This window comes from Curtobacterium sp. AG1037 (assembly GCF_003349855.1).
GTDB lineage: Bacteria > Actinomycetota > Actinomycetes > Actinomycetales > Microbacteriaceae > Curtobacterium > Curtobacterium citreum.
Window position 1 is genome coordinate 136046 of record NZ_QQAO01000002.1, and the last position, 25969, is coordinate 162014.

Sequence of the window (25969 nt, forward strand, 5' to 3'; positions counted from 1 at the left end):
GCGGGAAACCGCAAGGATCGGCGCTCCGGTGCCGAGTTCACCCGCTGGACACACGGAGCGGCCGACCGGCTCGTAGTGTCGACCAGACCGACGGCGACGGGCCGTCGCCGCACGACCGCTCACGACACACCGAACAGCGCGTCCGCACCCTCGGACGCCGTCCCCCCGATGCCGGGTCCCTAGCCCAGGCACCGAACCCATGTCGCCACAGTCGCCGACGCCCGTCTCGCGTACCGTCGGCGTCCCCGTCTGCCGGTCGCGAGTCTCTCCCGACCCGACAGGAGAACCGCCATGTCCGCACCCACGGACCTCCGCCGACCGCGCCCGGACGCGGTGCCGAACCCGCCGTACCGGCGGAACTCGCCCCCTCGGTCGCCCGACGTCGGCGAACCCACGGACACGGCCGCGGCCCCGAGTGTGGGCGCGACCGCCGCGCCGAACCAGTCGCGCACGACGGGTGCTCCGTTCCTGTCCAGCACGCCCCGTGACCGGGTCCGCCGGCGCGCCCAGGGCGAAGCGGTCCCGCACGTGCGACCCCGCTCCGAGAGCCGCGCGCACAGCCCGGTCATGGTGCTCATCGTGCTCGTGGCGACGCTCGGCGTGATGGCGTACGCGGTGTTCCTGCTCGACCCCGCCAACCGCGGCGACTTCCTGCCGTACGGCCTGGTGATCGTCGCGGAGAGCGTCCTCGTCGGCCAGGCCCTGCTGTCGATGTGGACGATCCTGTCCGGCGGCGCCGACCCCCGCGACTTCGCGTTCCACCACACCCAGGACACGCTGTTCGACCGCGACGCCGTCGCCCGCGACGGCCTGACCGATCAGCCGCACCGCTGGCCGATGCACGTCCGCGGCCGCCGGGTCGAGGTCGACGTGTTCATCACGGTCTACGGCGAGGAGCTGTCGAAGATCGCCGCGACCGTGCAGGCCGCCCTCGCGATGCGCGGCGAGCACCGCACGTGGGTGCTCGACGACGGCCGGAGCGACGAGGTACAGGCGCTCGCCGCCGAGCTCGGCGCCCGCTACGTCCGCCGCCTGTCCTCGCACGGCGCGAAGGCCGGCAACATCAACCACGCCCTGACCCTCGCGAAGGGCGACTACTTCGCGGTGTTCGACGCCGACTTCGTGCCGAAGCCCGACTTCCTGTTCGAGACCGTCCCGTTCTTCGCGGACGACGGCATCGCGTTCGTGCAGACGCCGCAGACCTACGGCAACCTGCACAACCTGGTGTCCCGCGGCGCCGGCTACATGCAGACCGTGTTCTACAAGTTCATCCAGCCCGGTCGGAACCGCTTCAACGCGGCGTTCTGCGTCGGCACGAACGTCGTCTTCCGCCGCAGCGCGATCGACGAGGTCGGCGGCATCCACACCGACTCGAAGTCCGAGGACGTCTGGACCAGCCTGATGCTCCACGAGCGCGGGTGGAAGTCCGTCTTCATCCCGATGACCCTGGCCGTTGGTGACGCCCCGGAGACCATCGAGGGCTTCACGAAGCAGCAGCTCCGCTGGGCCACCGGCGGGTTCGAGATCCTGCTCACGCACTTCCCGTTCAACCCGAAGCACCGGCTGTCGATGGACCAGCGGCTGCAGTACCTGGTCACGGCGAGCTTCTACCTGACGGGCATCGTCCCCGGGCTGCTGCTCCTCGTGCCGCCGCTCGAGATCTTCTTCGACCTGCGCCCGATGAACCTGTCGATCGGCCCGGGCGAGTGGGTGCTGTTCTACCTCGGCTTCTACCTGATGCAGGTGCTGCTCGCGTTCTACGCCCTCGGGTCGTTCCGGTACGAGACGCTGCTGCTCGCGGCTGTGTCGTTCCCGATCTACGCGAGCGCGCTCTGGAACGTCCTCTGCGGCAAGGAGCAGGCCTGGCACGTCACGGGCGCGAACCGCGGCCGGACCCCGTCGCCGTTCAACTTCATCGTGCCGCAGGTCCTGGTGTTCGTCTTCCTGTCGCTGACGAGCGTGGTCGCCGTGTGGCGCGACCTGCACAACGGACAGCTCACGCTCGCCACGGCCTGGAACATCACGAACACCCTCGTGTTCCTCGCCTTCATCGTCGCCGCGTTCCGCGAGCAGGCCCGAAACCGCGTCGCCGACCGCGAGCGCGCCCGTGGCGGCGTCGCCCGCCCGGCACTCGCCCTGGCGCCGAACCCCGCCAGCCCGGTCCGGACGACCGTCGTCCGACCCGACACCCTCGAACCCCACCGCGCCGCGATCGCCGGCGTCGCGACGCAGGACGGACACCGCGCATGACCTGGACCAACCGACTCCGACTCCTCGGCGGCCTGCTGGTCGTCCTGGTGGTCGTCGCCGCCTGCACGCTGGTGTTCAACCAGCGGCAGAGCGCCGTCGCCAGCACCTCCGCCGCGATCGCTGCGCAGGAGTACGCCGTCGGCACCGACTACGGCGGCACCGTGACGCAGGAGTACGTCGAGGAGGGCGACACCGTCCAGAAGGGTGCCAAGCTCATCCAGGTGCAGAGCCTGCAGCTCGCGCAGGACATCCGGAAGGGCGTCGTCGGGGCGGACACCCAGACGAGCGCCTACGACATCGGCGAGGACGGGCTCATCACCTTCAAGGCCGAGGTCTCCGGCACGATCGCGAAGATCGACGTCAAGACCGGCGGCTACGTGCAGGCCGGTTCCGAGCTCGGCACGATCCACAAGGCGGACAGCTTGTTCGTGACGTCGAACTTCACCGTCACGCCCCGCGACTACGGCCGCATCCGCAACGGCGCCGAGGTCGAGCTCCGCCTGCCCGACGACCGCACCGTCACGGGTCGCGTCAAGAGCGTCAGCGTCGAGACGAACGCCGACGGCCAGGCGAAGACCACCGTCGACGTGGAGAGCCGCGAGCTGTCCGCCTCGCCGTCCTCGGGGATCACGAGCCCCGGCACGCCGGTCGACGCGACGCTGCACCTGCAGGACGACGGCGAGCTCGCCGGGGTCACGGACATGGTCCGGGACTTCTCCCGCCAGATCGGGCTGTAGCCGGTGCGCCCCGCGTCCCGGACCGACGGGGCGGGCCCGACCCGTGCCTCCCGTCCGGTCCTGCTGGTCACCCTGGTGACGGCCGTCACCCTCCTGGTCACCGCGTGCACCGGGCCGGGAGGCACGGATCACCCGACCCCGTCGGCCTCTGCCACCCACTCGGCGGCCCAGGCGCGCGCGGTCGCCGCCCTGGGTGACGTCACGTCCTCCACCGCGGGGACGATGCGCCTGGCGGACGGGCTGTTGCCCCCGACGAACCGGTGGTTCTCCGGGCTCGTGTTCGGCGCGGCACCGCAGCCGGTGTTCCCGTCACCGATCTCGTGGCAGGTCACGAGCGGCGGGTTCGCCGCCGGACTGCCGGACGTCACCGCGACCGAGAAGACCATCGCGGGCGGCGCCGTGCCGCAGGTCGGCTTCGACCTCGGCGCGACGAGCACCCTGGTGTCGGCGTACGACGCGGTGTCGGTGACCGTCGAACACCGCGACGGCGACACCGTGCTCGGCCACTCCGTCGTCGCCGAGGGCTCACCGCTCGTGACCTACACGGCCGCACGCGACGGGCAGCTCCGCGCCACCACGCGGCTCACCCGCACCGGTGACGGCACCGCGACCATGACCGGCGGCGGCCGCACCTGGCAGGTCGTCGTCCGCGACGGCACCGTCGACACCTCCGGGATCGCGCTGCGGGAGGGCGGCTCGGTCGTCCTGCTGCCGACCCCGGACGGGGCGAGTGCGTCCCAGGTCGCACGGCTCGTCGCGGCCGCGCGGCCCCTCGCCGGCACGACCCTCGAACGCGGTGCGACCCGGTCCACGCAGCGCACCACGCTCGGCTACGACTTCGGCGGCGGTGCGGGCGTCCTCGTCCCGCAGGCCGGTCAGGGCACGTCCGGTCTGTCCTGCACCGGGCTCGAGGTCGCGACCATCACCGGGCCCGCCTCGGTCTGCACCGGGACCGCCCTCCGGTTCGCAGCGAAGACCGTGCAACCCGACGACCGTCTCGACCTGTCCGGGCTCTCCGCGGCGGACCGCACCACGCTCTCCGAGCAGGTCCGCGAGGACGCCGCCGGGGTCGACCCGTCGTCGTACGCCGCCGACACCTACGGCGGCGGCAAGGACCTGTACCGCGTCGCGACGCTGTACCGGCTCGCGGTCGGGCTCGGTCTCGACGACCAGGCCGCCGCGCTCAAGTCGTCGATCGTCAGCGAGCTCGACCAGTGGTTCGACGCGTCCGGATGCGGCGACCGCAGCGCCCGGTGCTTCCGGTACGACCCGACCGTGCACGGACTCGTCGGGCAGCAGCCGTCCTTCGGGTCCGACGAGTTCAACGACCACCACTTCCACTACGGCTACCTGCTGTCCGCGGCGGCCATGGTCGCGGACAGGGACGACGCGCTCGTGTCCCGGTGGCGGACGGTCGCCGACCTGGTCGCGGCGGACATCGCCTCGCCGACGCAGACGACGTCCTTCCCGGCGCTCCGCGTCTACGACCCGTACGCACAGCACTCCTGGGCGTCCGGGTACTCGCCCTTCGCGGACGGCAACAACCAGGAGTCCGCGTCCGAGGCGGTGTCCGCCTGGAACGGCGTCGCCCGCTGGGGCACGGTGTCCGGGTCGGCGTCCCTGCGCTCGGTCGGCACCTGGCTGCTGTCGAACGAGGCGGCGTCGGCGCAGCGCGACGTCCTCGACCCGGACCTGTCCGCCTTCCCGGGCTTCACGCACCGGGTGGTGTCCCTGAACTGGGGCGGCAAGCGCGACCACGCGACGTGGTTCAGCGCCGCGGCGTCGGCTCCGGCGGGGATCGAGCTCATCCCGATGCCGGCGATGGCGGGGGAGTACGCCGGCGCCGGTGGTCGGGCGCAGATCCAGCGGGTCCTCGACGAGGCGGTGCCGGACGGCCGCTACGACGTGCAGTTCGGCGACTACCTGCTCATGTACCGGGCGCTCGGCGGGAAGTCGGACGCGGCGGCGGCGCTCGCGGACGCGAAGCGGTTGCCGGACGCGGTCGTCGACGCGGCGAACTCGCGGTCGTACCTGTACGCGTGGATCATGACGCGGACCTGACGCGGTGGCCCGGCCGGGGGACGCGGGCCGGGCCCGGTCGGGCCGCCGCCCCGGCGCGTCGTGCTCGTCCCGCGGGCCGGCCCGCGTCGTGCGCTGCGCTTCGCTTCCCGGACCGTCTGCGTCGGCGTCCACCGCGCGCCGCCTACCGTCCCGGCCATGACCACGCGAGCGAAGATCACCGTCACGGCGTTCCTCGGCGCCGCGAGCCTGGCGCTGCTGCTGACGGCCTGCGACCCGGGCGGCGCCCAGAACATCGACCCCGTCGGCAAGGTCCCCGGCAGCGAGGAGAAGTCCCGGTCGGCGGAGTGCGCGGTCGCGGCGAGCCCGGCCGTCGACGCCATCGGCACCGCGGTCGGCCCGCACGACACCACCGAGTTCGCGAACGTCACGGCGGGCGACGGCGGGTGGTACCTCGGCGCGTCGATCGTGCCGGAGGACAGCAAGGACGCGAACGACGACGAGGTCACGGTCTGGGCCACGACCGAGGACCCGACGAAGGACGACTTCGACGGCACCCTGTACGCCGTGAACGAGGCCGCGCAGGACGCCACCGAGGACGAGTCGGCGTCGGTGCCGCCCGCGCCGAGTGCCTTCAGTGCGGACTCGGACGCCGCCCAGCGTGTCGAGAGCTGCGTCGTCGAGGCCGCCGACCGCTGATCGCCGGTCGTGGGCCGCCAGGGCTCGTGCATGCCGGCACTGCTGGCCGCTCCGGCTACGTCTGGCAGCGTGGGCACCAGTAGGTGTCGCGCAGGGTCAGCTCGGAGTCGCCGAGCTCACCGTGCCGGATCGGCGTCCCGCACCGCAGGCAGGGCTTGCCGGCCCGTCCGTACACCCAGAAGCGCCGACCCGGGCGGTCGACGCCCGTCGTCACGCGGGCGTTGCGGTCGCGGTTCGCCAGGATGAGCCGGCTCGCGAGCGCGATCGTCCGCGCCGGGTCCTGCACCTGCCCGACCGACCGCGTCGGCAGCACACCGCGCAGGAAGCACAGCTCGTTCCGGTACACGTTGCCCAGGCCCGCGAGCACCCGTTGGTCGAGCAACGCCAGTCCGACGGGGCGGTCCGGTTCGGCCGTGAGGTTCGCGAGCGCCCGGTCGGCGTCCCAGTCCGGGCCGAGCAGGTCCGGCCCCAGGTGTCCGACGACCTCGGACTCCTGCTCGCGCGGGACCACCTCGAGCACCCCGAGGGTGAAGCCCACGGTGGACACGTCCTCGGCGTCCAGCACCACGCGTGCCTGGTGCGCCGGCCGTCGCCAGCGCTCACCCGGGGCGTAGACGTCCCACCGGCCCTCCATCTTCAGGTGCGAGTGCACGGTCAGGTCGCCGATCCGGTGGAGCAGGTGCTTGCCGCGCGGGACGACCTCGTCGACCGTCCGACCGACCAGGTCGAGCGTCGCGAACGCGGGCACCCGGAAGTCGGAGCGGGTCAGGACCTTGCCGGCGAGGGCGGTGTGCAGGCGTCGGGCTGCCCGGAAGACGGTGTCACCCTCGGGCACGGCACACCGTCCCGCTCGGAGTCGCGCCGGTCGTGCTCGGTTCAGACACGGAGCCGCACCCCCTGCGGGGTCGCGGTGAAGCCCGCCTCGCGCAGGGCGCTGCCGAGCGGGCTCTCGAGGACGAACTCCCCGTCCACGCGTTCGACCGCGAGCTTCCGGAGCCCCGAGCGCACCACCGCGGCGATGGACCGTGCGGCCGCGAGCAGGTCCGCCGGGTCGTCGGTGAACGTCAGGACGGACTTCCCGCCCCGTTCGACGTAGACCACCAGGCGGCCGTCGACGGTCGTGACCAGGGCGCCGGCCTTCCGTCCGGGACGGTGCCCGCGGGCCCTGCCCGCGCCGGTGGAGGCACCTGCGGCTCGCACCGTGCTGGTGCTGGTGCTGGTGCTGGTGCTGGTGCTGGTGCCGGCGGCGTCGGAGCCGTCGGCCGCGCCCGTGGTGTCCGCCGGGTCGCCGTCGGACGGCCACGGCAGCGCCGCACCGTACGGGTTCGCGGGGTCGGTCGCGGCGAGGGTCAGAGCCTGGCGCTCCCGGTCGGCGTCGGCGCGCTCGTCGTCGTCCAGGTCCCGCGCGTACGTCCGGAGCCGGTCGACCGTGGGGCTCGTCGCGAACTGCGCCGCCCCGAGTCCCTCGACGAAGTACCCGCGGCGGGCCCGACCGGACTCCTCGAACCGACTGAGCACCCGGTACACGCCGGCGAACCCGCCCCGCACGCCCTCGACCTGCACGGCGCCACGGGTCACGACGCCGTACCGCTCGAGCAGCTGCTCCGCGGTCGCGGCGGCACGGACGGTGCCGTCGGACTCCGCGAGCGGCAGCAGCGACCACCGGCCGCCGACCGACGGCGGACCGGACTGCGTCGGGAGCGTCGGGCGTCGCCGGCCGCGGTAGGGCCGGGAGCGCGGCGCACTCGTGCTCTTCGCCTTCCCGCCGAGCATCGCGCGGAGCGGGGCGAAGGTGTCGTTCGTGATCTGCCCGGCCCAGACGAGGTCCCACAGCGCCGTCGCCAGGGCGGTGTCGTCCGTGCTGCCGACCGCCTGGCCGAGCTGCCGGAAGAAGTACGCGCCGCCGCCGGCGAGTGCGCCGAGCACGTCGCGCTGGAGCTCGGTGGTCTCGTCGCCCGAGGGCTCGGCGAGCGTCGTCTCCAACGTGTCCGCCAGGTGGAGTCGGACCCACCCGTCGTTGCCGGGGAGCGTGCCACCGCCGGACCACAGGACCTCGCCCGTGGCGGTGAGCTCGTCGAGCATGCTCGTCGAGTAGTCGCTGACCCGGGCGGGCAGCACGAGGGTCTCCCACGCGCTCGCGGGCAGGGCGACGCCGGCGAGCTGGTCGATCACCTGCAGGACACCGTCCACGCCGCGCAGCCCACCGCGGGTCCCCGGGGTGTGCACGTGCTGCCACGCGGGCAGGAAGCGCGCGAGGGTGTCCGGCGACACCGGCTCGACCTCGTGCCGCAGGGCCGCGAGCGACTTCGTGCGGATGCGGCGGAGCACCTCGGCCTCGCACCACTCCGCGCCCTGTCGGTCCGGCCGGAACTCGCCCTCGACGACCCGGCGGTCGGCGACGAGTCGGCGCAGGGTGTCCTGGACGACCGCGACGCCGAGCCCGAGGCGTCCGGCGGCGTCCTGCAGCGAGAACGGTCCGTGCGACCGCGCGTACCGGCCGACCAGGTCGCCGAGCGGGTCGGCGACGGGCTCGACGAACGCGGTCGGGACGCCGATCGGCAGCGGGACCCCGAGGGCGTCCCGCAGGCGCGAGGCGTCCTCGATCACCGCCCAGCGGGTCGTCCCGGCCTGGCTGAAGGAGAGCACCCGCCGGTCGCGCTCGAGTGACTCGAGGGCGGTCCGCACCGTGGCTTCCGCCGCCTGCTGGTCGGCCGCGTCGGCGAGCCAGCTGCGCGCCGTCAACTCCGGCAGGTCGAGCGCCCCGACGAGCCGGAGCACGTCGACGATGCCCTCGGCGTCCCGCGCACGGCGGTCGGGCGACAGCCGCTGCAGGTCGCGTTCGACGGAGGCGATCACCTCGGGGTCGAGCAGCTCCCGGAGCTCGGCGCGCCCGAGCAGCTCGCCGAGGAGCGTCGAGTCGAGCGACAGCGCCGCGGCCCGGCGCTCGGCGAGCGGGGAGTCGCCCTCGTACATGAACGCCGCGACGTACCCGAACAGGATCGACCGGGCGAACGGTGACGGCTGCTCGGTCTCACGCTCGACCAGGCGGATGCGGCGCTCGCCGATCTGGTCCGCGATGCCGAGCAGCGCGGGGACGTCGTACACGTCCTGCAGGACCTCGCGCACGGTCTCGAGGACGATCGGGAACGTCGGGTACTTCTGCGCGACCTCGAGCAGCTGCGAGGCGCGCTGCCGCTGCTGCCAGAGCGGTGACCGCTGCCCGGGGTTCCGGCGCGGCAGCAGCAGGGCGCGCGCCGCGCACTCGCGGAAGCGCGCGGCGAACAGCGCCGAGCCGCCGACCTCGTCCGTCACGACGGCCTCGAGGTCGTCGCGCTCGAACACGAACAGGTCGGCCCCCGGCGGCTCGGCGTCGGTCTCCGGGATCCGGACGACGATCCCGTCGTCGGCGGCCATCGCGTCGCCGTCGATCCCGTGTCGTTCGCGGAGCCGGGCGCCCACGGCCAGGGCCCACGGGGCGTGCACCTGCATCCCGTACGGCGAGTGCAGGATGAGCCGCCAGTCGCCGAGCTCGTCACGGAACCGCTCGACCACCAGGGTCGTGTCGTTCGGGACGTGTCCGGTGGCCTCGCGCTGCTCGCGGAGGAAGGTCAGCAGGTTCGTGACGGCGCGGTCGTCCAGCCCACCGGCGGCCACCCGTGCGCGGGCGTCCTCGTCCGAGGCGCCCTCGACCTCGCGGACGAACGCGCCCGTCGCCTTGCCGAGCTCGGCGGGCCGGCCGATGCCGTCACCCTTCCAGAACGGGACGCGTCCCGGCTGCCCGAACGCCGGGCTGACGAGCACCCGGTCGTGGGTGATCTCCTCGATGCGCCAGCTGGTCGCGCCGAGGGCGAACACGTCGCCGACCCGGGACTCGTAGACCATCTCCTCGTCGAGCTCGCCGACGCGGGACGCCTTCTCGCCGACCATGAACACGCCGAACATGCCGCGGTCGGGGATCGTGCCACCGCTCGTGACCGCGAGCCGCTGCGCTCCCGGTCGCCCGGTCAGGGTGCCGTGCACGCGGTCCCACACCAGGCGCGGCCGGAGCTCGGCGAACTCGTCGCTCGGGTAGCGCCCCGTCACCAGGTCGAGCGTCGCCTCGAACGCGGAGCGCGGCAAGGAGCTGAAGGGGGCACTCCGCCGGACGAGCTCGAACCAGTGCTCGACGTCGACGGTGTCGATCGCACCGGCGGCGACGGTGTGCTGGGCGAGGACGTCGAGGGGGTTCGCGGGGACCGAGATCGACTCGATCTGCCCGGACACCATGCGCTCGACGGTGACCGCGCTGTTCACGAGGTCGGCGCGGTGCTTCGGGAACAGCACACCGCGGGAGATCTCGCCGACCTGGTGTCCCGCGCGGCCGACGCGCTGCAGGCCGCTCGCCACGGACGGCGGGGCCTCGACCTGCACGACGAGGTCGACCTCGCCCATGTCGATACCGAGCTCGAGCGAGCTCGTCGCGACGACGCAGCGCAGGCGCCCGGACTTCAGGTCGTCCTCGATGATCGCGCGCTGGTCCTTCGACACCGAGCCGTGGTGCGCCCGGGCGAGCACCGGGACCGCCGGGTCGGACCCGCCGCCGTCGGTCTGCCCGGACTGGCCGATCACCTGCGCCGGCGGCCGCTTCGGCTGGGCGACCGGAGCGTGCGCGGACGCGCGACCGGGCGACTGCCCGACCGGTCCGGCCCCAGCACCGCCCGGTCCGGACCCGGCACCGGCAGCACCGACGGCCGCCGGTTCTCGGACGTCCCGCGCCGCCAGCACCCGTTCCTCGTGGATCTCGTTCAACCGCGCGGTCAGGCGTTCGGCGAGTCGTCGGGAGTTCGCGAAAACGATCGTCGACCGGTGCTCCTCGACCAGGTCGACGACCCGTTCCTCGACGTGGGGCCAGATCGAGCCGTTGGTCGGCGACTCGGTGGCGTCGGCACCGACCGGGGGTGCGCCGAGCTCGGTCATGTCGTCGACCGGCACGACGACCCGTAGGTCGAAGGTCTTCTGCGCGGGCGGCGCGATGATCGTGACGGGTGCCCGGCCGCCGAGGAACCGAGCGACCTCCTCCGCGGGCCGCACGGTGGCGGAGAGACCGATGCGCTGCACGGGCGCGTCGAGCAGGTCGTCGAGCCGCTCGAGCGACACGGCGAGGTGCGCCCCGCGCTTCGAGGACGCGACCGCGTGCACCTCGTCCACGATCACGGTGTCGACGTTCACCAGGGTCTCGCGCGCCGCGGAGGTGAGCATGAGGTACAGCGACTCGGGCGTCGTGATGAGGATGTCGGGCGGCTGGCGGAGCAGGCGCTGCCGGTCGGCGGACGGGGTGTCCCCGCTCCGGACCCCGACGGTGACCTCGGGCGGCTCCGTGCCGAGCCGCCGGGCCGTCTGCGTGATGCCGACCAGCGGACTGCGGAGGTTCCGCTCGACGTCGACCCCGAGGGCCTTGAGCGGCGAGACGTAGAGCACCCGCGTGCGCTGCTTGGCGGGCGGACGGTCCGTCGCGCTGATGAGCCGGTCGATCGACCACAGGAACGACGCCAGGGTCTTGCCGGACCCGGTCGGGGCGATCACCAACGCGTGCTGCCCGGTGGACACGGCGTCCCAGGCCCCGGCCTGCGCGGCGGTCGGGGCGGCGAACGCGCCGCGGAACCACTCCGCGGTCGCGGGGGAGAAGCGCTCGAGGACGTCCGTCATGGTCCGTCCCATCCTGCCCGCGGCCACCGACAGCGGGCCGAGGAAGACCGATGCTTGACACCGCGATAGTTAGCGATCTATCGTTGACGCATCGCGACACGCACGCAACGGATCGTGAGCCCACTTCACCCGACACACAGAAGGAGTCCTCATGCGCACCATGCACGACGACCAGATGCACGACCGCCGCGACCAGCGCGGCACCGGTCCGCGCGGCCCCCGCTTCGGCGGCGCGCGGCAGCACCACGGGCACGGCTTCCCCGGCCGCGACCGCGGTGACCACGACCACGGCGGACGCGGTGGCTTCGGCCCCGGGTTCGGCGGACGCGGCTTCGGCCCGGGCTTCGGTCCCGGGTTCGGCGGCGGTCCCGGCTTCGGACGCGAGCGCCGTCGTCGCGGCGACGTCCGTCTCGCGATCCTCGGCCTCCTCGCCGAGGGTCCGCAGAACGGCTACGCCGTGATCAAGACCATCGCCGAGCGCACCGGCGGCGCCTGGAAGCCGAGCCCCGGTTCGGTCTACCCGACGCTCCAGCAGCTCGTCGACGAGGACCTCGTCGTCTCGACCGGCGACGGGCGCAAGACGCTGTTCGAGCTCACCGAGGCGGGCAGGGCCGAGGCCGCGTCCAAGGCGGACGAGATCACCGCGGCGTTCGACGCCGCTCCGGGCATGCCGGACACGCAGCGCGAGTTCGTCGAGGCGCTCCGGAAGACCATGGGCGTGCTGCACGTGTACCGGTCGAACGCGACCGACGAGCAGACGAAGGCCGCCACCGCGAAGATCGACCAGCTCCGCAAGGACCTGCTGCAGATCCTGGCGGACTAGCGGCTCGCGTCCGACGCGACACGACGACGGCCGGGAGGCACGTGGCGGCCCGCCACGTGCCTCCCGGCCGCTTTCCGTCGCCCCGCCCCCGCCGCCCCCCCCGCCCCCGGGTCGCCCCCGCCCCCTGTCGCCCCGCCCCCCCTCGATGGAGCAGAAGCCGTCGAGTGCACGGAGGCGACCCGACGTCGTCTGCTCCATCGACGGGGCGGACGGAGGGGCCGCGACCTCCGCTGCCCGCGTCAGTCGGCGTCGACGAAGGCGGCGACGTCGGCGAGCTCCGCGGCCGACACCGCGTGTGCCAGTCCCGCGTACGTGCGGTCGGTGACGTCCGTGTGCGCGGCGGCCCACGCCTGCGTGCGTGCGGTCGCCTCCGCCGGGATCACCGGGTCCAGGTCGCCGTGCCCCAGGAACACCCGGGGGTGCACCGTCGCCACCGCCTCGTCCCGGGAGTCCGCGACCCCCGGCACGACGAAGCCGGACAGCGACACCGCGAACGCGAACGCCCCCGGTCGGGCGCGCAGCAGCTGCAGCGCCATCGAGCCACCCTGTGAGAACCCGAGCAGTCCGATGCGCGGGTGGTCGGCCGCGACGTCGTCGATCCATGCGAGGACCCCGTCGACGGCATCGTCCACCGGACCGACCGCGGGGGACCCCGGCGTCCCGAGCGGGTACCAGGAGAACCCGGGACCCCACGGCATCGGGGCGCGCAGCGACGCGGCCGTCCACGCCGGTGGGAGCGCGGGCGCGATCCCGAGCAGGTCCCGCTCGTTCGATCCCACCCCGTGCAGCAGGACGAGCAGCGGCGTCCCCGCCCGCTCGTCGGCCGGCCGGGTCCACTGCACGACGTCCGCATCGATCACGTGGACGACGCTAGCCGTCCACGGCGACCGCGGCGTGCGCCGAACTCGCCGGGGCGACTGGTAGACACGGTGCATGGCCTCGCTGCGCACCCCCGACCCCGACTCCGGCTGGCTGTCCGACGAGGAGCTCGCGAACATCCGCCGGCGCCTGCCGATCTGCTACGTCGAGGCGCTGCCCGTCCGCACCGACGGCCTCGGCGTGGTGACCGAGGTGGGCGTGCTGCTGCGCGTCTCGCCGAGCGGGTCGATCGCCCGGACGCTCGTCTCCGGCCGCGTGATGTTCGGCGAGTCGATCCGGACCGCGCTGTTCCGGCACCTCGAGAAGGACCTCGGTCCGATGGCGTTCCCGCAGCTCCCCGCGAGCCCGACGCCCTTCACGGTCGCCGAGTACTTCCCGCTCCCCGGCGCCTCGGTGTTCACCGACGAGCGGCAGCACGCGATCTCCCTCGCGTACGTCGTGCCCGTGACGGGGACGTGCGAGCCGCGTCAGGACGCCCTCGAGCTCACGTGGATGAGCCCGATCGAGGCGGCCTCCGACGCCGTCGCCGAGGAGATGGAGGGCGGTCGCGGCGCCCTGCTCCGTGCGGGCCTGGCGTCCGTCGGGGCCCTGCACTAGCGGGAGCCGCCCGCTGCCCGCGCGGCCTCCGCCCGCCGCACCCGCACACGACGAAGCCCCCGGGACCGATCGGTTCCGGGGGCTTCGCAGCGCGGTCGCTGGGACCGGCTTCAGTGCTTGTCGTTGCGGAGGCTGTCCGCGACGCCGTGCGCCGCGTCCTTGACGTCGTCGACGCCCTGCTTGGCCGACGCCTTGGCCTGGTCGGTCTGACCCTCGGCCTTCAGCTTGTCGTTGCCGGTCAGGTTGCCGAGGCCCTCCTTGACCTTGCCGACGAGCTTCTCGCCGGTGTGGTTGTTGTCTTCGCTGCCAGCCATACGGTCTCCTTCCAACGACGGACGATTCCCCGTCAGCCGCTCGCGCGGCGTCCGGTGCAGGAGAACCTACGCCGCCGGACGACCGGGCTCGCACCCGGCGTCCAGGTTCGGACCGAAGGAGTCAGTCAGCGGCGGTCAGCTCAGTGGCGGTCGGCCGACCCCGCCGGACGCGAGGCCCGACGCGAGCCGCTGCGACGCCGCGCGCCGCCCGACTCCGAACCGGCGCTGCGCCCACCGACGTACCCGCCCTCGGACGACCACACAGCGCTCGACCCGCCGCGCACGACGTCGCTCGAGGCACGACGACCGGAGCCGCCGCGACGCTGCCCACCGGTCGCCGGGGCCGCGCTCGCCGGAGCCGCGGCGGCACCGCGACCCGAGGCCGACCGGCCGCCGCGCCCGTTGCCGGACCGGCCCGACGTGCCGGACGCGCCGGTCGAGGCGGGCTGGGCCGCGCCTCCCGACCGTCCGCCGCGACCACGGCGACGACCGCCGCCCTCGCTGCCGGAGCCGGCCGACTCAGCACGCGGCGCGCGCTGGCGCTGCTGCTGCTGGACCGGCTGCTCCTCGACGTGCCGGATCGGTGCGACCTCGCCGACGAGCTCGGTCACCGCGGGGGACGTCGCCGTCACCTGCTGCGGCTTCACCGAGATCGCGGCCGCGCGCATCATCTGCGCGACGTCGCGGCGCTCCGCCGGCAGCGTCACGGTCACGACGTCACCGGACGAACCGGCACGCGCGGTGCGGCCCGAGCGGTGCAGGTACGCCTTGTGCTCGGTCGGCGGGTCGACGTGCACGACGAGCTCGACGTGGTCGACGTGCACGCCACGGGCGGCGACGTCGGTGGCGACGAGCACGAGCGCCTCGCCGGACGAGAACTTCGCGAGGTTCCGCTCCCGGGCGCCCTGCGACAGGTTGCCCTGCAGGTCGACGGCCGGGATGCCTTGGCTGGTCAGCTGCTTCGCGAGGCGCTTGGCGTGGTGCTTCGTGCGCATGAAGAGGATGCGGCGACCGGTGCCCGAGGCGAGCGTGCGGACGAGGTCCTTCTTCGCGTCGGCGTCGGCGACCTCGAACAGGTGGTGGGTCATCGCCTCGACCGGGCTGGTCTCGTCGTCGACGGAGTGCATGACCGGGCTGTGCAGGAACTTCTTGACGAGCTTGTCCACGCCGTTGTCGAGCGTCGCTGAGAAGAGCAGGCGCTGCCCCTGCTCCGGCGTCGCCTGCATGATCTTCGTCACGCCGGGCAGGAAGCCCATGTCGGCCATGTGGTCGGCCTCGTCGAGGACGGTGACCTCGATGCCGTCCAGGTGCACGTGGCCCTGCTGCATGAGGTCGGCGAGGCGACCGGGGCAGGCGACGACGACGTCGACGCCACCGCGGAGCGCGTCGACCTGTCTGCCCTGGCCGACACCGCCGAAGATCGTGGTGGTGTTCAGGCCCATCGCCTTCGCCAGCGGGGCGAGGGTCGCGTCGATCTGCGTTGCGAGCTCCCGCGTCGGGGCGAGCACGAGCGCACGGGGGCGACCGGCGCGACGCTTGCGGGGCGAGGCCGCCAGGCGTGCGGCGAGCGGGATCGCGAACGCGATCGTCTTGCCGGAACCGGTGCGGCCGCGGCCGAGCACGTCCTTGCCCCGCAGGGAGTCGGGGAGCGTGTCGACCTGGATCGGGAACGCCGTCTCCTTGCCTTGCTGGACGAGGACGTCGACCATCGGCGCCGGGACGCCCAGGTCGGAGAAACGGACGGAGGAGGGGGATGCGGTCATGGTGACCTTTCGGGCCGGCACGTGCCGGCCGTGGGCGCGCTCGTGGTCGGCGCGCGGGCGGGATCCCCGCATCAGCGTGGCTGACGCGGTCGCCGCAGCAGAGAGCCTGGCACCGGATGTGACGGTGCGTGATCATCGACCGGATGAGGGTCGGGAGTCCGGGGCGTCCGTACGACGCACGAGGCGATCGGCGCCTCGAGTACCCCCAGCATAGCGGGCGACCCGTGATCGCGGGGATGGCCGTTCGCCGAGCGCGTGCGATGATCCCGGAGTGCGCCCCCGCAGGACCTCGCTGACCTCGACCAAGGCCGCGACCGTCGTCGCCGCGGTTGCGACGGCCGTCCTCGTCGCCCTCGGTGCAGCGGCCTGTGCGGGCGGAGGTGCACCCACCGCGACCGCGCCCATCGGTCGGGCCCCGGCTCCCACCGGGTCCGCGGCGGTCCGGGCCTTCCCGACGTCCGGCCTGCCGGACTACCAGCTCGGCGGTCCCTACGCGCCCCCGGCCGGCGTGACGATCGTCGAGCGCGACAGCACCGCGCACCCGGCGGCCGGCACGTACTCGATCTGCTACGTGAACGGCTTCCAGACCCAGCCCGACGAGACCGACGCCTGGCTGTCCGACCACCCGGACGCGGTCCTCCGGGACGACGACGGCGAGCCCGTCTCGGACCCCGGCTGGCCGGACGAGGTGCTCCTCGACACCACCACCGCCGCGAAGCGTGCCGAGGTCGTGGGCGTCCTGCGGCGTGACGTCGCGCGGTGTGCCGACCGCGGGTTCGACGCCGTCGAGTACGACAACCTCGACTCGTGGACCCGCTCCGGGAAGCGCCTGACGCGGGCGGACAACCTCGCGCTGGCGTCGGCGCTCGTGCGGCTCGGGCACGAGCACGGCCTGGCGGTCGGGCAGAAGAACACCCCGCAGCTCGGGACGTCGGGACGCACGGCGACGGGCTTCGACTTCGTCGTCTCCGAGGAGTGCGTCCAGTACCAGGAGTGCGGCGCGTACACGGCGGCCTACGGGGACCGCGTGCTCGACGTCGAGTACGCGGACACGCTCGACCGGTCGTGGTCGTCGGTGTGCGCGATGCGCGACCGTCCGCCGATGACGATCCTGCGGGACCGCGACCTGGTCACCCCCGACGACGACGCGTACGTCTTCGAGCACTGCTGACCGCGGCGGTCCTGTCCGCTTCCGTCCCGCAAGACGCAACGTGGGCGGTTTCCCGCAGCGCGATGTCGCTGCGAGCAACCGCCCACGTTGCGTCTTGCGATCGGGCGTGCGGGTGACGGCCGGGAGGATCGGGGCCGGGTCGCGCGGACCGGTCGCGTCAGGCGGGCCAGGCCTCGCGTAGGGCGGCTGCCGCCTGGTCGGCGGACAGGCCCGCCTCGCGCGCCACGGCCACGAGGGCGCGTGCGGCCTCGGCGACGCTGTCCGGCACGGCCGCCGGGCGCACCACCCGGGTCCCGGCGCCGCGAGCGGTGTGCACGAGACCCGCCTCCTCGAGCAGCTGGTACGCCCGGGCGACCGTCCCGGCGGCCAGCCCGAGCTCCTCAGCCAGCGCCCGGACGCTCGGCAGCCGCTCGCCGTCCACCAGGTAGCCGGCCCCGATCTGGGCCGCGATCTGCGACCGCACCTGCTCGAACGGCGGCACCCGGCCGCCGGCGTCCAGGGCCACGAGTCCCGTCATGCGCTCCACCCTTGCGTCCCGTTCCTGCGTTCGGTCAGAAGTCGTACTGCTCGCCGACCGGGATCGGCACGGCGACGGTGTTCCCGGGCGGCGCGAGCGGGCACGCCCACGCCGGGTCGTACGCGCACGAGGGGTTGTACGCGAAGTTGAAGTCGAGCACGAGCTCGCCGTCGTCGCCCCCGAGGTCCGCGCCCTTGATCGTGTCGAGCAGGTACCGGCCGCCGCCGTAGGTCCCGCGCGCACGACCGGCGCTCGCGTCCTTGACCGGGACGAACACGCCGCCCGCGTAGCCGCCGTGCGACCACACGTCGAGCGACCCGATGCCGGGGAGCCGGACGACGCCGAGCCGGTCGAAGTGCACCGTGCCGTCCGTCCCCGTCTCGACGTCCATCGCCAGTTCCTCGGCGGGCTCGATGCGGGCCCGGAAGCGCCACTCGGGGTCGTAGTCCGGCACGGGCAGGGCCTCGAAGTCGCGGGCGTCCTCGTCCAGCAGCGGACTCGCCGGGTGCTCGCCGAACATGGCGTCCCGGGTCTCCCGCCACATCGCGTGCGCGGTCTCCGGGTCCGAGGTGGCGCGGACCCGTCGGTACAGGTCGAAGGTCATCCGCCGCCAGTCCACGGTGGCCAGCGTGCTGTGCACGCGGTCACGGGCCCTCGGCTCCTGCGTCTGGCTCACGGGTCGAGCGTACGCCGCGGCCCGTGGACGGTGCCAGCGGCGCGGCGGTCGTCGGTGCTCCCGAGTCCGGGCTCTCGGGTGCGGGCGCTCGGGTCCGGGCTACCAGGTCGGTGCGAGCTGTCGCATCCGGAGTGCCCGCCACTGCCAGATCACCCACATGCCCGGCCAGAGCGCGAGCCCGAGGAGCGCCGGACGCATCCGGTAGGTCAGGCGGTCGAGGAGCAGGGTCCGGCCGTCGCCGAGGTCGACCGTGGCCATCCGGTGTGCCATGTCCATCCGGCCGAACAGCCCGGACACGCCGCCGCCGTTGTCCCGCTGCACCGGGACGCCCCGGACCTCGTACAGGTCGATGTCGACGTGCGTGTCCCCGCTCGGCACGACGCCGAACGCCGCGGCCGTGATCGGCTCGGCCCTGCCCGGGGTCCAGCGCTCCGGGAACCCACCAGCCGCGCGCGACCGGTAGACCAGGAACGGCTTCGTGACGGCGACCATCACCGACGGCGACAGCAGGGCGTCGCGGACGGCGTCGACCGGGGCGTCGAGGACGATGCGGAGACCGACGTGCATGCCGGTGACGGTACGCGGCGACGCTGGGACGCCGGGGTCGGGCCGGCACCGGCCTCCGGGGGAGCCGAGGTCAGGCGTGTCGGGCAGCGCGGCGACGCGAGCCCTCGGCACGGTCCCGGGTGCGCAGCCGCTCGGACAGGGCGAGGCGCACGGTCGGCCACTCGGCCGCCGTGATCGAGAACACCACGGTGTCGCGGAGTGTGCCGTCGCGACCGATCGAGTGACTGCGGAGGACGCCGTCCTGCTTCGCCCCGAGCGAGGCGATCGCCGCGCGTGACTGGTGGTTGTGCCAGTGCGTGCGGAACTCCACCGCGATGCACTGCCAGGCGTCGAACGCGTGCGAGAGCAGGAGCAGCTTCGCCTCGGTGTTGATCCCGGTGCGCTGGGCCGCCCGGGCCAGGAACGTGTGGCCGATCTCGACCCGGCGGTTCACGGTGTCGACGTTCATGAAGGTCGTCGCCCCGACCACGCGCCCGGTCGGCCGGTCCCGCACGGCGAAGGGCAGCATCCGCCCCGCGGCGTGCTCGGCGAGACGACGCTCGATCTCGGCGTCGACCGCGTCGGGAGCGGGCACCGACGTGTACCAGGTGCGCCAGAGGTCGCCGTCCGAGACCGCCGTCCGCAGGTCCTCCGCGTGCTCGGCCTCGAGGGGCTCGAGGGTGACGCGGTCGCCGTGCAGGGTGGGGACGGTGGCGATCTCCATGGTCACCGATCCTACGGTCGGGCGATGGGTGCCGAGGTTGCTCGACCGCACCTGTGGAGACCGGGCCTGTGGGAACGGACAGCCGGGTCGCGGCCACTATCGTGTCGCGGGTGGCAGCACGCATGCAGGAGCAGTACCAGGTCCGGTTCGCGTGGGGGACGACCGGCGCCGATCGCATCGCCCGCGACGCGCACCTCGTCGTCTGGGTGGACGTCCTCCCGGACCGCCGCGGCACCGCACCCGCCGACCGGCTGCGCGCCCTGCGCGCCACGGTGACCGGCGTGCCGGACGGTCCGGAGGTCGTGCTCGGCCACCTCGGCGACGCGACCGCCGTCGCGGAACGCGTGACGCGCCTCCAGGCCGAGCGTGGTGACCGGTGCGTCGTCGCGGTCGTCGCCGCCGGGCGCACGCACGCGCATCCCGATGCCGCCGACGACGCGGGCGAGACGGCGGACCGCGCTGATGCACCCGACCAGGCCGTCGAGGACCTGCTGGCCGCCGGTGCCGTGGTCGACGCCCTCGTCGCGGTCGGCATCGACCACACCTCACCGGAGGCCGCCGCGTCCTGCGCCGCGTTCACCGGACTGCGCCGAGCGGTCCGGCACCTCGTCAGCGCGGCCGAGGGGGCCGCGGTCCTGGACCCGGAGGACGTGCGGACGGCGCTCGCCGCCGGACCGGACCTCGTCACGCTGCGAGCGGCCGCGCAGCGGGAATCGGGTCCGCGCGCGTAGCGTTCCCGATCGCAGGCGTCGACCGGGCGCCGTGAGTGGAGGAGCACGTCATGAAGGCAGTCGTCGGCGACACCGTGATCGCGGAGGCCCCGCAGGAGGACCTCATCCAGATCGAGGGGAACTGGTACTTCCCGCCGTCGAGCGTGAAGCCCGAGTTCTTCAGCGAGAGCGACACCCAGTACCACTGCCCGTGGAAGGGCGACACGCAGTACTACACGGTCACCGTGGACGGGCAGCCGCTGCCGGACCGCGCCTGGTCGTACCCGACGCCGATCCCGTCGTCCTTCGACCGCGTCGGCAAGGACTACTCCGGGTACTACGCGTTCTGGAAGGACGTCCGCGTCGTCGACTGACGCGGTGTCCGACCCGCTGGTCGCGCTCAGCCGGTGACGGTGAGCGCGACCAGTGTCACGTTCAGGGCCACGATCACGAGCGCGATGACCGCTGCGACGACCCGGGTCGCCACGGCGTTGACGTCGGTTCCCATGACGCTCCGCCGCGAGGTGTAGACGACCAGCGGCACGATCGCGAACGCGATGCCGAAGCTCAGGACGACCTGGCTCACCACGAGCAGCATCGTCGGGTCCACCCCTGCCGCGAGCAGGACGAGCGCGGGCACCAGCGTCACGAGCCGACGGACCAGGAGCGGCACGCGGACGTGCAGCAGTCCGTGCATGATCTCGGCACCGGCCATGCAGCCGACCGAGGTCGAGGCCAGCCCGGACGCCAGGAGTCCGACCGCGAACAGCACGCCGACGACCGGGCCGACGTTCGTCTCGATCGCCCGCTGTGCACCGGGGATGGTGTCCGTGCCGGCGACCCCCGGCAGCGTCGCCGCGGCGAGGACGAGCATACAGATGTTCACGCCGCCGGCGACCACGAGCGCGAGGGCGACGTCCCACCGCGTCGCGACGAGCACCCGGCGTCGCTCGGGTCCGGCCGGGACGTCGCCGTGGCGGTCCCGGGCGAGGGCCGAGTGCAGGTACACGGCGTGCGGCATCACGGTCGCGCCGAGCATCGACGCCGCGAGCAGCACCGAGCCGGAGCCCTCGAAGCGCGGGACGAGCCCGCCGAGCAGCTCCGTCGGGGACACCGGCGCGACGAGCAGCCCGGCGCAGAAGCCGACCGTCAGGATCGCGAGCATCGTCGTGACGACGGCCTCGAAGGTGCGGGTGCCGCGGCGGCTGTGCAGCGTCAGGATGAGCATCGACACGATCCCGGTGACGAGCCCGCCGGCGACGAGCGGCAGCCCGAAGAGCAGGTGCAGGGCGAGTGCCCCACCGATCACCTCGGCCACGTCGGTCGCGGCGGCGACGACCTCGGCCTGGGCCCAGAACAGCAGCCGAGGGGTGCGGCGCATCCGGAGGCCCAGGTGCTCCGGGAGGGATCGCCCGGTCACGACGCCGAGCTTCGCGGACAGGTACTGCACGACGACGGCACTCGCGTTCGCGGCGACGAGCACCCAGAGCAGCAGGTAGCCGTACTGCGCCCCGGCCGTGAGGTTCGCGGCGACGTTGCCGGGGTCGACGTAGGCGATGGCGGCGACGAACGCGGGGCCGAGCAGCGTCAGGCCGGCGGCGCGCTTCGCGGGCGTGCGCTCAGCGGCACGCGGCGGGGTCGAGACGTCGGACATGCCCCCAGCATGCCAGAGGATTCGGCATGCCGAATCTTTTTGTTCGGACTGCGTTCTGGTGGCTCGGGCCGGGTCAGGCCGCCGCGCGCCGTGCCCGGTGCGCCCGCACCTTCGCCCGGTTGCCGCACCGCTGCATCGAGCACCAGCGCCGGGTCCCGCCGCGCGAGGAGTCGTAGAAGACCAGGCCGCAGTCGTCGGCCGAGCACCGGCTCAGCCGGGTGGCCTGCCCGTCCGCCGCGAGGTCGTCGAAGCCCACCTCGGTGAACAGGGCGACCGCATCCCGCGCGACGCTCGACAGCGCCTGCGCCAGTCGGACCCGGTTCGCGCCGGCGCGACGACGCCCACCGGGCAGGCTCGGCGGCACGTCGGGCAGCGCGGCGAACAGGTTCACGGTGTCGATGTCATCCGGGGCCGGACGGGTCCGACCGGTGCCCGCGCGGAGGCCGGCGCCGATCGCGGTCCGCTCGGCGGCGGTGGACGCGGGGGCCGGAGCGGCGGCGACCGCGAGGCGGCCGATCGCGGCCCGGAGTGCCCGGGCGTCCTGCAGCTCCCGCGCGGTCGCGCCGACGTCGATCGGCTCGGTGTGGTCGCCGAGCCACTCGTCCAGGTCGGCCGGGGTCACGAGCAGCTCGCCGAGCCGGGCACGGGGGCGCCGGGCGTCGGGGTCGTCCGCGAAGCCGCCGGTGTGCGCGAAGTCCAGGGCGATCCGTCCGGCGTCGAAGAACCACGACGACCCGCTGTCCGTCCGGATGTGCTGCCCCGTGTGCATCCGTCCAGGCTAACGGCTCCCCGGCGCGCCTCCACCGGTGGACCCGATCATGCGGTAGCCGCGCGGCGCTCCCAGGTGATGAGGTTCCGCGGGTCGAACCGCCGGGAGCACGTCGCGCACGCGAGCGGCCGGGTCGGGGTGCGGTACCGGAAGTGCTCGTGCCCGGCGGGGCACGTGCCGACCCACGGCGCGAGTTCCGAGGCCACGGGCCCGGCGTACAGCCGCGATCCGGTGTACCCGATGCCGGCGGCCGTCCGGCGCCAGGTGGGGCCGTGCCCGGCCCGGGGTCCCGCCAGGGCGTGCGCGACCTCGTGGAGCAGGACCTGCTCGACGTCGGCGTCCGACACCCGTGCGGTGATGTGCCGGCTCACGGTGATCCGGTGCCGGCCGAAGTCGCACTGTCCGGCCCGGGTCTTCGCATGGTCGAACGCGAACGTCCACGTGCCGTGCCCGAGGTGGGCGGCGATGAGCTCCTCCGCCCGCCGTCGGACGACGTCGGGCGCGGTCACCGCAGGTCGTCGCCGCGGTCGTCCCGCGGTGCCTGGCCCTTCTGCGCGGCCTTCGCGGCGATCCGGCCCCAGATGTCGTCGGCGTCGGTCCGGGCGGCGTCGGGGGCGCCGAGCACCCGGCGGCGCACCGGGGGCACCTGCTTCACGGGCTCGGCGACGCGCGTGGTGGGCGTCTCGTCCTCGGCCCGGCGTGCGGCGACCTCACGGGCCGTGCGGGGCTGCTCCGTCTGCTCCCGCGGCTGCGCGGCGACCGCGCGGAGCGCCGCCTCGATCGCCGTCTGCAGGGCGTCGGTGCGCTCGGACGGGGCACCGGCCTGCCGGAACGCCTGGTACGCCCGGGACAGTGCGGACCGGGCCTCGTCGAACCGCGAGAGCTCGAACAGCGACCAGCCCTCGAGCTCGGCGGCGGCGCCCTCGAGCTCCGGCCACTCCTCGGTCCTGGCGGTGTCCCGGGCCATGGCGGCCTCGGACGCGGCACGCTCGTAGCGCCCGAGGTCGTGCAGCACGTGGGCACGTCGGATCCGCGAGGCGACCTTGTCGGACCGCTCCCCGGTGAACATCGTCAGCCGGAAGACCTCCTCCGCGACCACGAGGGACTCGTCGAGCCGCCCGAGCAGCCGGAGGAGCTCGGCACGCTCGGCGAGCGCCTCGGTGCTGCGGCTCTGCCCGAGGTCACGCAGGCGCTGCTGCACGGCCTCGGCGTCGACGGCGGGGCGCAGGCTGATCGGCGCGAAGGTGCTCCCCGGGCTGACCCCGGCGGTCACCGGAGCGGCATGGCGGGGCTCCCGGGCGCTGTCGGCGCGGTCGGGCTGCTGGCGGTCGTCGGGCGGGAGGGACATCGGTTCGAGGGTAGCCGCGGCACCCCGTGAGCGGGCGGTGCCACGCGCACGGGGGCACGAGACACGACGACGGCCCGCCCTGCGCGCGCAGGACGGGCCGTCGGTCCGGAGACCAGGTCTGGGCTCAGCCGTGACCGGGGGTGGGCTCAGCCGTGACCGGGGGTGGGCTCAGCCACCCATCACCGAGGCACCGGCGACGACGGAGTACGTGACGACGAAGGCGAACACGCCGACGACGGCGATCACGAGGGCGAGCACACCCCAGACGCGGCCACGCCCGGTCGCCATCGCGACGATCGCCTGGATGATCGCCCACAGACCGAGCACGGTGCCGAGGACGAACAGGAGCGCCGCCGCGATGATGCTCGCGTTGCCCTGCAGGTCGCGGAACGCGTCGGGGCCGAGCGCGTTGGCGTCGCCGCCGTTCCGCAGGACCTCCTCGAAGGCCTGGCTGGTCGCGATGGCGGACCCGAAGAGGTACCCGCCGATCACGCCGACGACGAGTGCGACGATCGCGACCACGAACGCGACGACGCCGGCGGTCTTCTTCTTGCGCTTCGGCTCGTCGTAGGACTGCCACGCCGGGGCGTTCGCGCTCGTTGGTGCGGCCGCGGCGGCGTAGGGCTGGTGCGACCCGTGCTGCTCGCCCCACGTGGGGGAGTCGGCCGGGCGGCCGTCACGGTCGCCGTGCTGCTCGCCCCATCGCGGCGCATCGGACCGCTCGCCGTACCGCGGAGCGTCCGCTCGCTCGTCGCTGCGCTGCCCGTACCGCGGGGCGTCGTCGCGCTCGCCGTGGCGGGGCAGGTCCCCGGCGCGGTCGGCCGACCCGTGCTGCGGTGCCTCGCCCCAGCTCGGTGCGCGGCCGTCACCCGTCCGGTCCTCGTTGCTCCGGTCGTCGTTCGTCATCAGGGGACTCCCTTGCTCGGTCGCGCTGCTGCGCGGTCGTGTCCCCCATCCTGGCAGCCGACGTCCGCCCGCGACCGGATCCGCCCGACCGGACGCGCGGACCGTGTCCCCCGGGTGGACCGGCCGGTACCGCCCACCACCGCAGCGGCATCCGCCGCCCCGGCCTGGAGGATCGTGGCCGCGCCCGCCCCGCCCCGCGCGCCCGCCCGGCGTCAGCCCCCGAACACGCTCCGGTTCGGCTCCGGCGACGCCACCGCCGTCTGGTCCGTGACGACCGGGGCCCCGGCCGTGAACGCCCGGAGCTCGGCCCCGTGCACGACCTTCGACGGCAGCGGGTCGGACGAGTACAGGCGGGGCATGTCGGCCACGGGCAGCTCGGACGGCGAGCCGAGCAGCACGATGTTCCCGAACCGCCGGCCCTTGAGCATCCCGGTGTCCGCGACGGCCGCCACCGAGGGCAGCGCCGCCTGCAGGGTCGCCGCCTGCCCCCGGGCGAAGGCCAGCCCGGCGCCGTCCGCGACGTTCACCGCGACGATCCCGGTGGGCGACAGGAACTCGGCGACCGACCGGTAGAACTCGACACTCGTCACGTGCGCCGGGATCCGCGAGCCGCCGAAGACGTCGACGACCGCCAGGTCCACGGTGCCGCGGAGCCCGGCGGGCAGCTTGCCCAGGACCTCGCGGGCGTCGCCGTACCGGACGCGGATCGACGCCCCTCGGGGGAACGGCAGGGCCTCGCGGACGTGGTCCACCAGGTCCCGCTCGAGCTCGACGACCTGCTGCCGGGACCCCGGCCGGGTCACCGCGACGTAGCGGGGGAGCGTCAGGGCGCCCGCGCCGAGGTGCAGCGCCGTGATCGGCCCACAGGGGAGCAGGTCGATCGCGTGCCCGATCCGCCGGATGTACTCGAAGGCCAGGTGCGTCGGGTCCTCGAGGTCGACGTGCGACTGCGGCGTCCCGTCGACGACGAGCGTGAAGGACCCCGGGCGGTGCCGGTCCGGCTCGACCGAGGCCCACCCAGCACCGATCCGGAACCCGTCGAACGCATCTGCCATGCCCCCATGGAACACCACCGCCGACCCCCACCCGGACCACCACCCACGGGTGGTGTGCCCGACGCCGTGCGCTCGCGAGGCTGGTGTCACCGGTCGGGGACCCCCGCCGGTCGACCACCGGAAGGGG

The 25969-nt window shown here is 74.0% G+C and carries 24 protein-coding genes; 9 read left to right on the forward strand and 15 right to left on the reverse strand.

The features are described from left to right. The first annotated feature begins 291 nt into the window (after positions 1 to 291). The 4 genes from DEU32_RS03105 to DEU32_RS03120 all read left to right on the forward strand — a co-directional run bounded on the left by DEU32_RS03105 (position 292) and on the right by DEU32_RS03120 (position 5705). The gene (locus DEU32_RS03105) at positions 292 to 2250 is read left to right on the forward strand and encodes a glycosyltransferase family 2 protein (RefSeq protein ID WP_258554763.1); all 1959 of its coding nucleotides are present in this window, start codon (positions 292 to 294) and stop codon (positions 2248 to 2250) included. Further along, complete coding sequence (locus DEU32_RS03110) at positions 2247 to 2987, forward strand: HlyD family efflux transporter periplasmic adaptor subunit (RefSeq protein ID WP_114849324.1); 741 nt, start codon at positions 2247 to 2249, stop codon at positions 2985 to 2987. The genes DEU32_RS03105 and DEU32_RS03110 overlap by 4 nt, the downstream gene beginning before the upstream one ends. Positions 2988 to 3062: 75 nt before the next feature. After that, on the forward strand, positions 3063 to 5048 hold the full coding sequence (locus tag DEU32_RS03115) for a glycosyl hydrolase (RefSeq protein WP_147281400.1): 1986 nt from the start codon (positions 3063 to 3065) through the stop codon (positions 5046 to 5048). A 156-nt stretch (positions 5049 to 5204) separates the two neighbouring features. Further along, positions 5205 to 5705 carry a hypothetical protein gene (locus DEU32_RS03120; RefSeq protein ID WP_114849326.1) on the forward strand — a complete coding sequence of 167 codons (501 nt, stop codon included), beginning with the start codon at positions 5205 to 5207 and terminating at the stop codon, positions 5703 to 5705. Positions 5706 to 5760: 55 nt separating this feature from the next. Here the strand turns inward: DEU32_RS03120 and DEU32_RS03125 are convergent, their stop codons facing one another. Both DEU32_RS03125 and DEU32_RS03130 read right to left on the reverse strand, forming a co-directional pair. Next, positions 5761 to 6540, reverse strand: coding sequence for an Fpg/Nei family DNA glycosylase (locus tag DEU32_RS03125; RefSeq protein ID WP_058742898.1), 780 nt, complete (start codon positions 6538 to 6540; stop codon positions 5761 to 5763). Positions 6541 to 6581: 41 nt separating this feature from the next. After that, positions 6582 to 11390, reverse strand: a complete 4809-nt coding sequence (locus tag DEU32_RS03130; protein WP_114849327.1) for an ATP-dependent helicase — start codon at positions 11388 to 11390, stop codon at positions 6582 to 6584. A gap of 160 nt (positions 11391 to 11550) precedes the next feature. Between DEU32_RS03130 and DEU32_RS03135 the strand changes: the two genes are divergently transcribed. Beyond that, complete coding sequence (locus DEU32_RS03135; protein ID WP_395858321.1) at positions 11551 to 12213, forward strand: PadR family transcriptional regulator; 663 nt, start codon at positions 11551 to 11553, stop codon at positions 12211 to 12213. 239 nt (positions 12214 to 12452) lie between these two features. Here DEU32_RS03135 and DEU32_RS03140 read toward each other — a convergent pair whose 3' ends face one another. After that, positions 12453 to 13073 carry an alpha/beta hydrolase gene (locus DEU32_RS03140; RefSeq protein WP_258554766.1) on the reverse strand — a complete coding sequence of 207 codons (621 nt, stop codon included), beginning with the start codon at positions 13071 to 13073 and terminating at the stop codon, positions 12453 to 12455. 73 nt (positions 13074 to 13146) lie between these two features. Between DEU32_RS03140 and DEU32_RS03145 the strand changes: the two genes are divergently transcribed. Next, positions 13147 to 13689, forward strand: a complete 543-nt coding sequence (locus tag DEU32_RS03145; RefSeq protein ID WP_058742808.1) for an NUDIX hydrolase family protein — start codon at positions 13147 to 13149, stop codon at positions 13687 to 13689. A gap of 110 nt (positions 13690 to 13799) precedes the next feature. On the opposite strand, the gene DEU32_RS03150 is transcribed toward DEU32_RS03145, so the two are convergent. Together DEU32_RS03150 and DEU32_RS03155 are read right to left on the reverse strand one after the other, a co-directional pair. Continuing rightward, positions 13800 to 14003, reverse strand: a complete 204-nt coding sequence (locus DEU32_RS03150; RefSeq protein ID WP_058742809.1) for a CsbD family protein — start codon at positions 14001 to 14003, stop codon at positions 13800 to 13802. Positions 14004 to 14143: 140 nt separating this feature from the next. Continuing rightward, positions 14144 to 15766: a DEAD/DEAH box helicase gene (locus DEU32_RS03155; RefSeq protein WP_114849328.1), complete on the reverse strand. Its 1623-nt coding sequence runs from the start codon at positions 15764 to 15766 to the stop codon at positions 14144 to 14146. Positions 15767 to 16037: 271 nt separating this feature from the next. Between DEU32_RS03155 and DEU32_RS03160 the strand changes: the two genes are divergently transcribed. Next, a complete protein-coding gene (locus DEU32_RS03160; RefSeq protein ID WP_258554767.1) occupies positions 16038 to 16937 on the forward strand; it encodes an endo alpha-1,4 polygalactosaminidase in 900 nt (299 codons plus the stop codon). 157 nt (positions 16938 to 17094) lie between these two features. On the opposite strand, the gene DEU32_RS03165 is transcribed toward DEU32_RS03160, so the two are convergent. From DEU32_RS03165 to DEU32_RS03180, 4 genes are all read right to left on the reverse strand, one after another. After that, entirely contained in the window at positions 17095 to 17454 is a 360-nt protein-coding gene (locus DEU32_RS03165) for a GntR family transcriptional regulator (protein WP_058742823.1), read from the reverse strand. A gap of 34 nt (positions 17455 to 17488) precedes the next feature. Continuing rightward, complete coding sequence (locus tag DEU32_RS03170) at positions 17489 to 18058, reverse strand: DUF1684 domain-containing protein (protein WP_114849541.1); 570 nt, start codon at positions 18056 to 18058, stop codon at positions 17489 to 17491. Between the two features lie 171 nt (positions 18059 to 18229). Then, on the reverse strand, positions 18230 to 18697 hold the full coding sequence (locus DEU32_RS03175; protein ID WP_114849329.1) for a hypothetical protein: 468 nt from the start codon (positions 18695 to 18697) through the stop codon (positions 18230 to 18232). A gap of 70 nt (positions 18698 to 18767) precedes the next feature. Continuing rightward, the gene (locus DEU32_RS03180) at positions 18768 to 19400 is read right to left on the reverse strand and encodes a GNAT family N-acetyltransferase (RefSeq protein WP_058742812.1); all 633 of its coding nucleotides are present in this window, start codon (positions 19398 to 19400) and stop codon (positions 18768 to 18770) included. A 110-nt stretch (positions 19401 to 19510) separates the two neighbouring features. Here DEU32_RS03180 and DEU32_RS03185 point away from each other — a divergent pair, with 110 nt between their 5' ends. Further along, a complete protein-coding gene (locus DEU32_RS03185) occupies positions 19511 to 20131 on the forward strand; it encodes a hypothetical protein (protein ID WP_114849330.1) in 621 nt (206 codons plus the stop codon). Positions 20132 to 20181: 50 nt separating this feature from the next. Then, complete coding sequence (locus DEU32_RS03190; RefSeq protein ID WP_058742825.1) at positions 20182 to 20484, forward strand: DUF427 domain-containing protein; 303 nt, start codon at positions 20182 to 20184, stop codon at positions 20482 to 20484. A gap of 26 nt (positions 20485 to 20510) precedes the next feature. Here the strand turns inward: DEU32_RS03190 and DEU32_RS03195 are convergent, their stop codons facing one another. From DEU32_RS03195 to DEU32_RS03220, 6 genes are all read right to left on the reverse strand, one after another. After that, on the reverse strand, positions 20511 to 21764 hold the full coding sequence (locus DEU32_RS03195; RefSeq protein ID WP_114849331.1) for an Nramp family divalent metal transporter: 1254 nt from the start codon (positions 21762 to 21764) through the stop codon (positions 20511 to 20513). 73 nt (positions 21765 to 21837) lie between these two features. Then, positions 21838 to 22533, reverse strand: coding sequence for a CGNR zinc finger domain-containing protein (locus DEU32_RS03200; protein ID WP_058742815.1), 696 nt, complete (start codon positions 22531 to 22533; stop codon positions 21838 to 21840). Between the two features lie 47 nt (positions 22534 to 22580). Then, on the reverse strand, positions 22581 to 23042 hold the full coding sequence (locus DEU32_RS03205) for a SprT-like domain-containing protein (RefSeq protein ID WP_058742816.1): 462 nt from the start codon (positions 23040 to 23042) through the stop codon (positions 22581 to 22583). Next, complete coding sequence (locus tag DEU32_RS03210) at positions 23039 to 23881, reverse strand: hypothetical protein (RefSeq protein WP_058742817.1); 843 nt, start codon at positions 23879 to 23881, stop codon at positions 23039 to 23041. Before DEU32_RS03210 ends, DEU32_RS03205 begins: the two co-directional genes overlap by 4 nt. Before the next feature lie 168 nt (positions 23882 to 24049). Then, a complete protein-coding gene (locus DEU32_RS03215) occupies positions 24050 to 24787 on the reverse strand; it encodes a hypothetical protein (RefSeq protein WP_114849332.1) in 738 nt (245 codons plus the stop codon). A 212-nt stretch (positions 24788 to 24999) separates the two neighbouring features. Beyond that, complete coding sequence (locus tag DEU32_RS03220; protein WP_114849333.1) at positions 25000 to 25842, reverse strand: spermidine synthase; 843 nt, start codon at positions 25840 to 25842, stop codon at positions 25000 to 25002. Positions 25843 to 25969 lie beyond the last annotated feature (127 nt).

What these genes read in the sequence shown, in the direction of transcription:
- DEU32_RS03120 (WP_114849326.1), top strand. Translation starts at nt 5,205, where the DNA reads ATGACCACGCGAGCGAAGATCACCGTCACGGCGTTCCTCGGCGCCGCG.
- DEU32_RS03150 (WP_058742809.1), bottom strand. Translation starts at nt 14,003, where the DNA reads ATGGCTGGCAGCGAAGACAACAACCACACCGGCGAGAAGCTCGTCGGC.
- DEU32_RS03135 (WP_395858321.1), top strand. Translation starts at nt 11,551, where the DNA reads ATGCACGACGACCAGATGCACGACCGCCGCGACCAGCGCGGCACCGGT.
- DEU32_RS03190 (WP_058742825.1), top strand. Translation starts at nt 20,182, where the DNA reads ATGAAGGCAGTCGTCGGCGACACCGTGATCGCGGAGGCCCCGCAGGAG.
- DEU32_RS03215 (WP_114849332.1), bottom strand. Translation starts at nt 24,787, where the DNA reads ATGACGAACGACGACCGGAGCAACGAGGACCGGACGGGTGACGGCCGC.
- DEU32_RS03145 (WP_058742808.1), top strand. Translation starts at nt 13,147, where the DNA reads ATGGCCTCGCTGCGCACCCCCGACCCCGACTCCGGCTGGCTGTCCGAC.
- DEU32_RS03155 (WP_114849328.1), bottom strand. Translation starts at nt 15,766, where the DNA reads ATGACCGCATCCCCCTCCTCCGTCCGTTTCTCCGACCTGGGCGTCCCG.
- DEU32_RS03175 (WP_114849329.1), bottom strand. Translation starts at nt 18,697, where the DNA reads ATGCACGTCGGTCTCCGCATCGTCCTCGACGCCCCGGTCGACGCCGTC.
- DEU32_RS03130 (WP_114849327.1), bottom strand. Translation starts at nt 11,390, where the DNA reads ATGACGGACGTCCTCGAGCGCTTCTCCCCCGCGACCGCGGAGTGGTTC.
- DEU32_RS03180 (WP_058742812.1), bottom strand. Translation starts at nt 19,400, where the DNA reads ATGGAGATCGCCACCGTCCCCACCCTGCACGGCGACCGCGTCACCCTC.
- DEU32_RS03200 (WP_058742815.1), bottom strand. Translation starts at nt 22,533, where the DNA reads ATGCACACGGGGCAGCACATCCGGACGGACAGCGGGTCGTCGTGGTTC.
- DEU32_RS03165 (WP_058742823.1), bottom strand. Translation starts at nt 17,454, where the DNA reads ATGACGGGACTCGTGGCCCTGGACGCCGGCGGCCGGGTGCCGCCGTTC.
- DEU32_RS03110 (WP_114849324.1), top strand. Translation starts at nt 2,247, where the DNA reads ATGACCTGGACCAACCGACTCCGACTCCTCGGCGGCCTGCTGGTCGTC.
- DEU32_RS03220 (WP_114849333.1), bottom strand. Translation starts at nt 25,842, where the DNA reads ATGGCAGATGCGTTCGACGGGTTCCGGATCGGTGCTGGGTGGGCCTCG.
- DEU32_RS03210 (WP_058742817.1), bottom strand. Translation starts at nt 23,881, where the DNA reads ATGTCCCTCCCGCCCGACGACCGCCAGCAGCCCGACCGCGCCGACAGC.
- DEU32_RS03170 (WP_114849541.1), bottom strand. Translation starts at nt 18,058, where the DNA reads ATGACCTTCGACCTGTACCGACGGGTCCGCGCCACCTCGGACCCGGAG.
- DEU32_RS03195 (WP_114849331.1), bottom strand. Translation starts at nt 21,764, where the DNA reads ATGTCCGACGTCTCGACCCCGCCGCGTGCCGCTGAGCGCACGCCCGCG.
- DEU32_RS03105 (WP_258554763.1), top strand. Translation starts at nt 292, where the DNA reads ATGTCCGCACCCACGGACCTCCGCCGACCGCGCCCGGACGCGGTGCCG.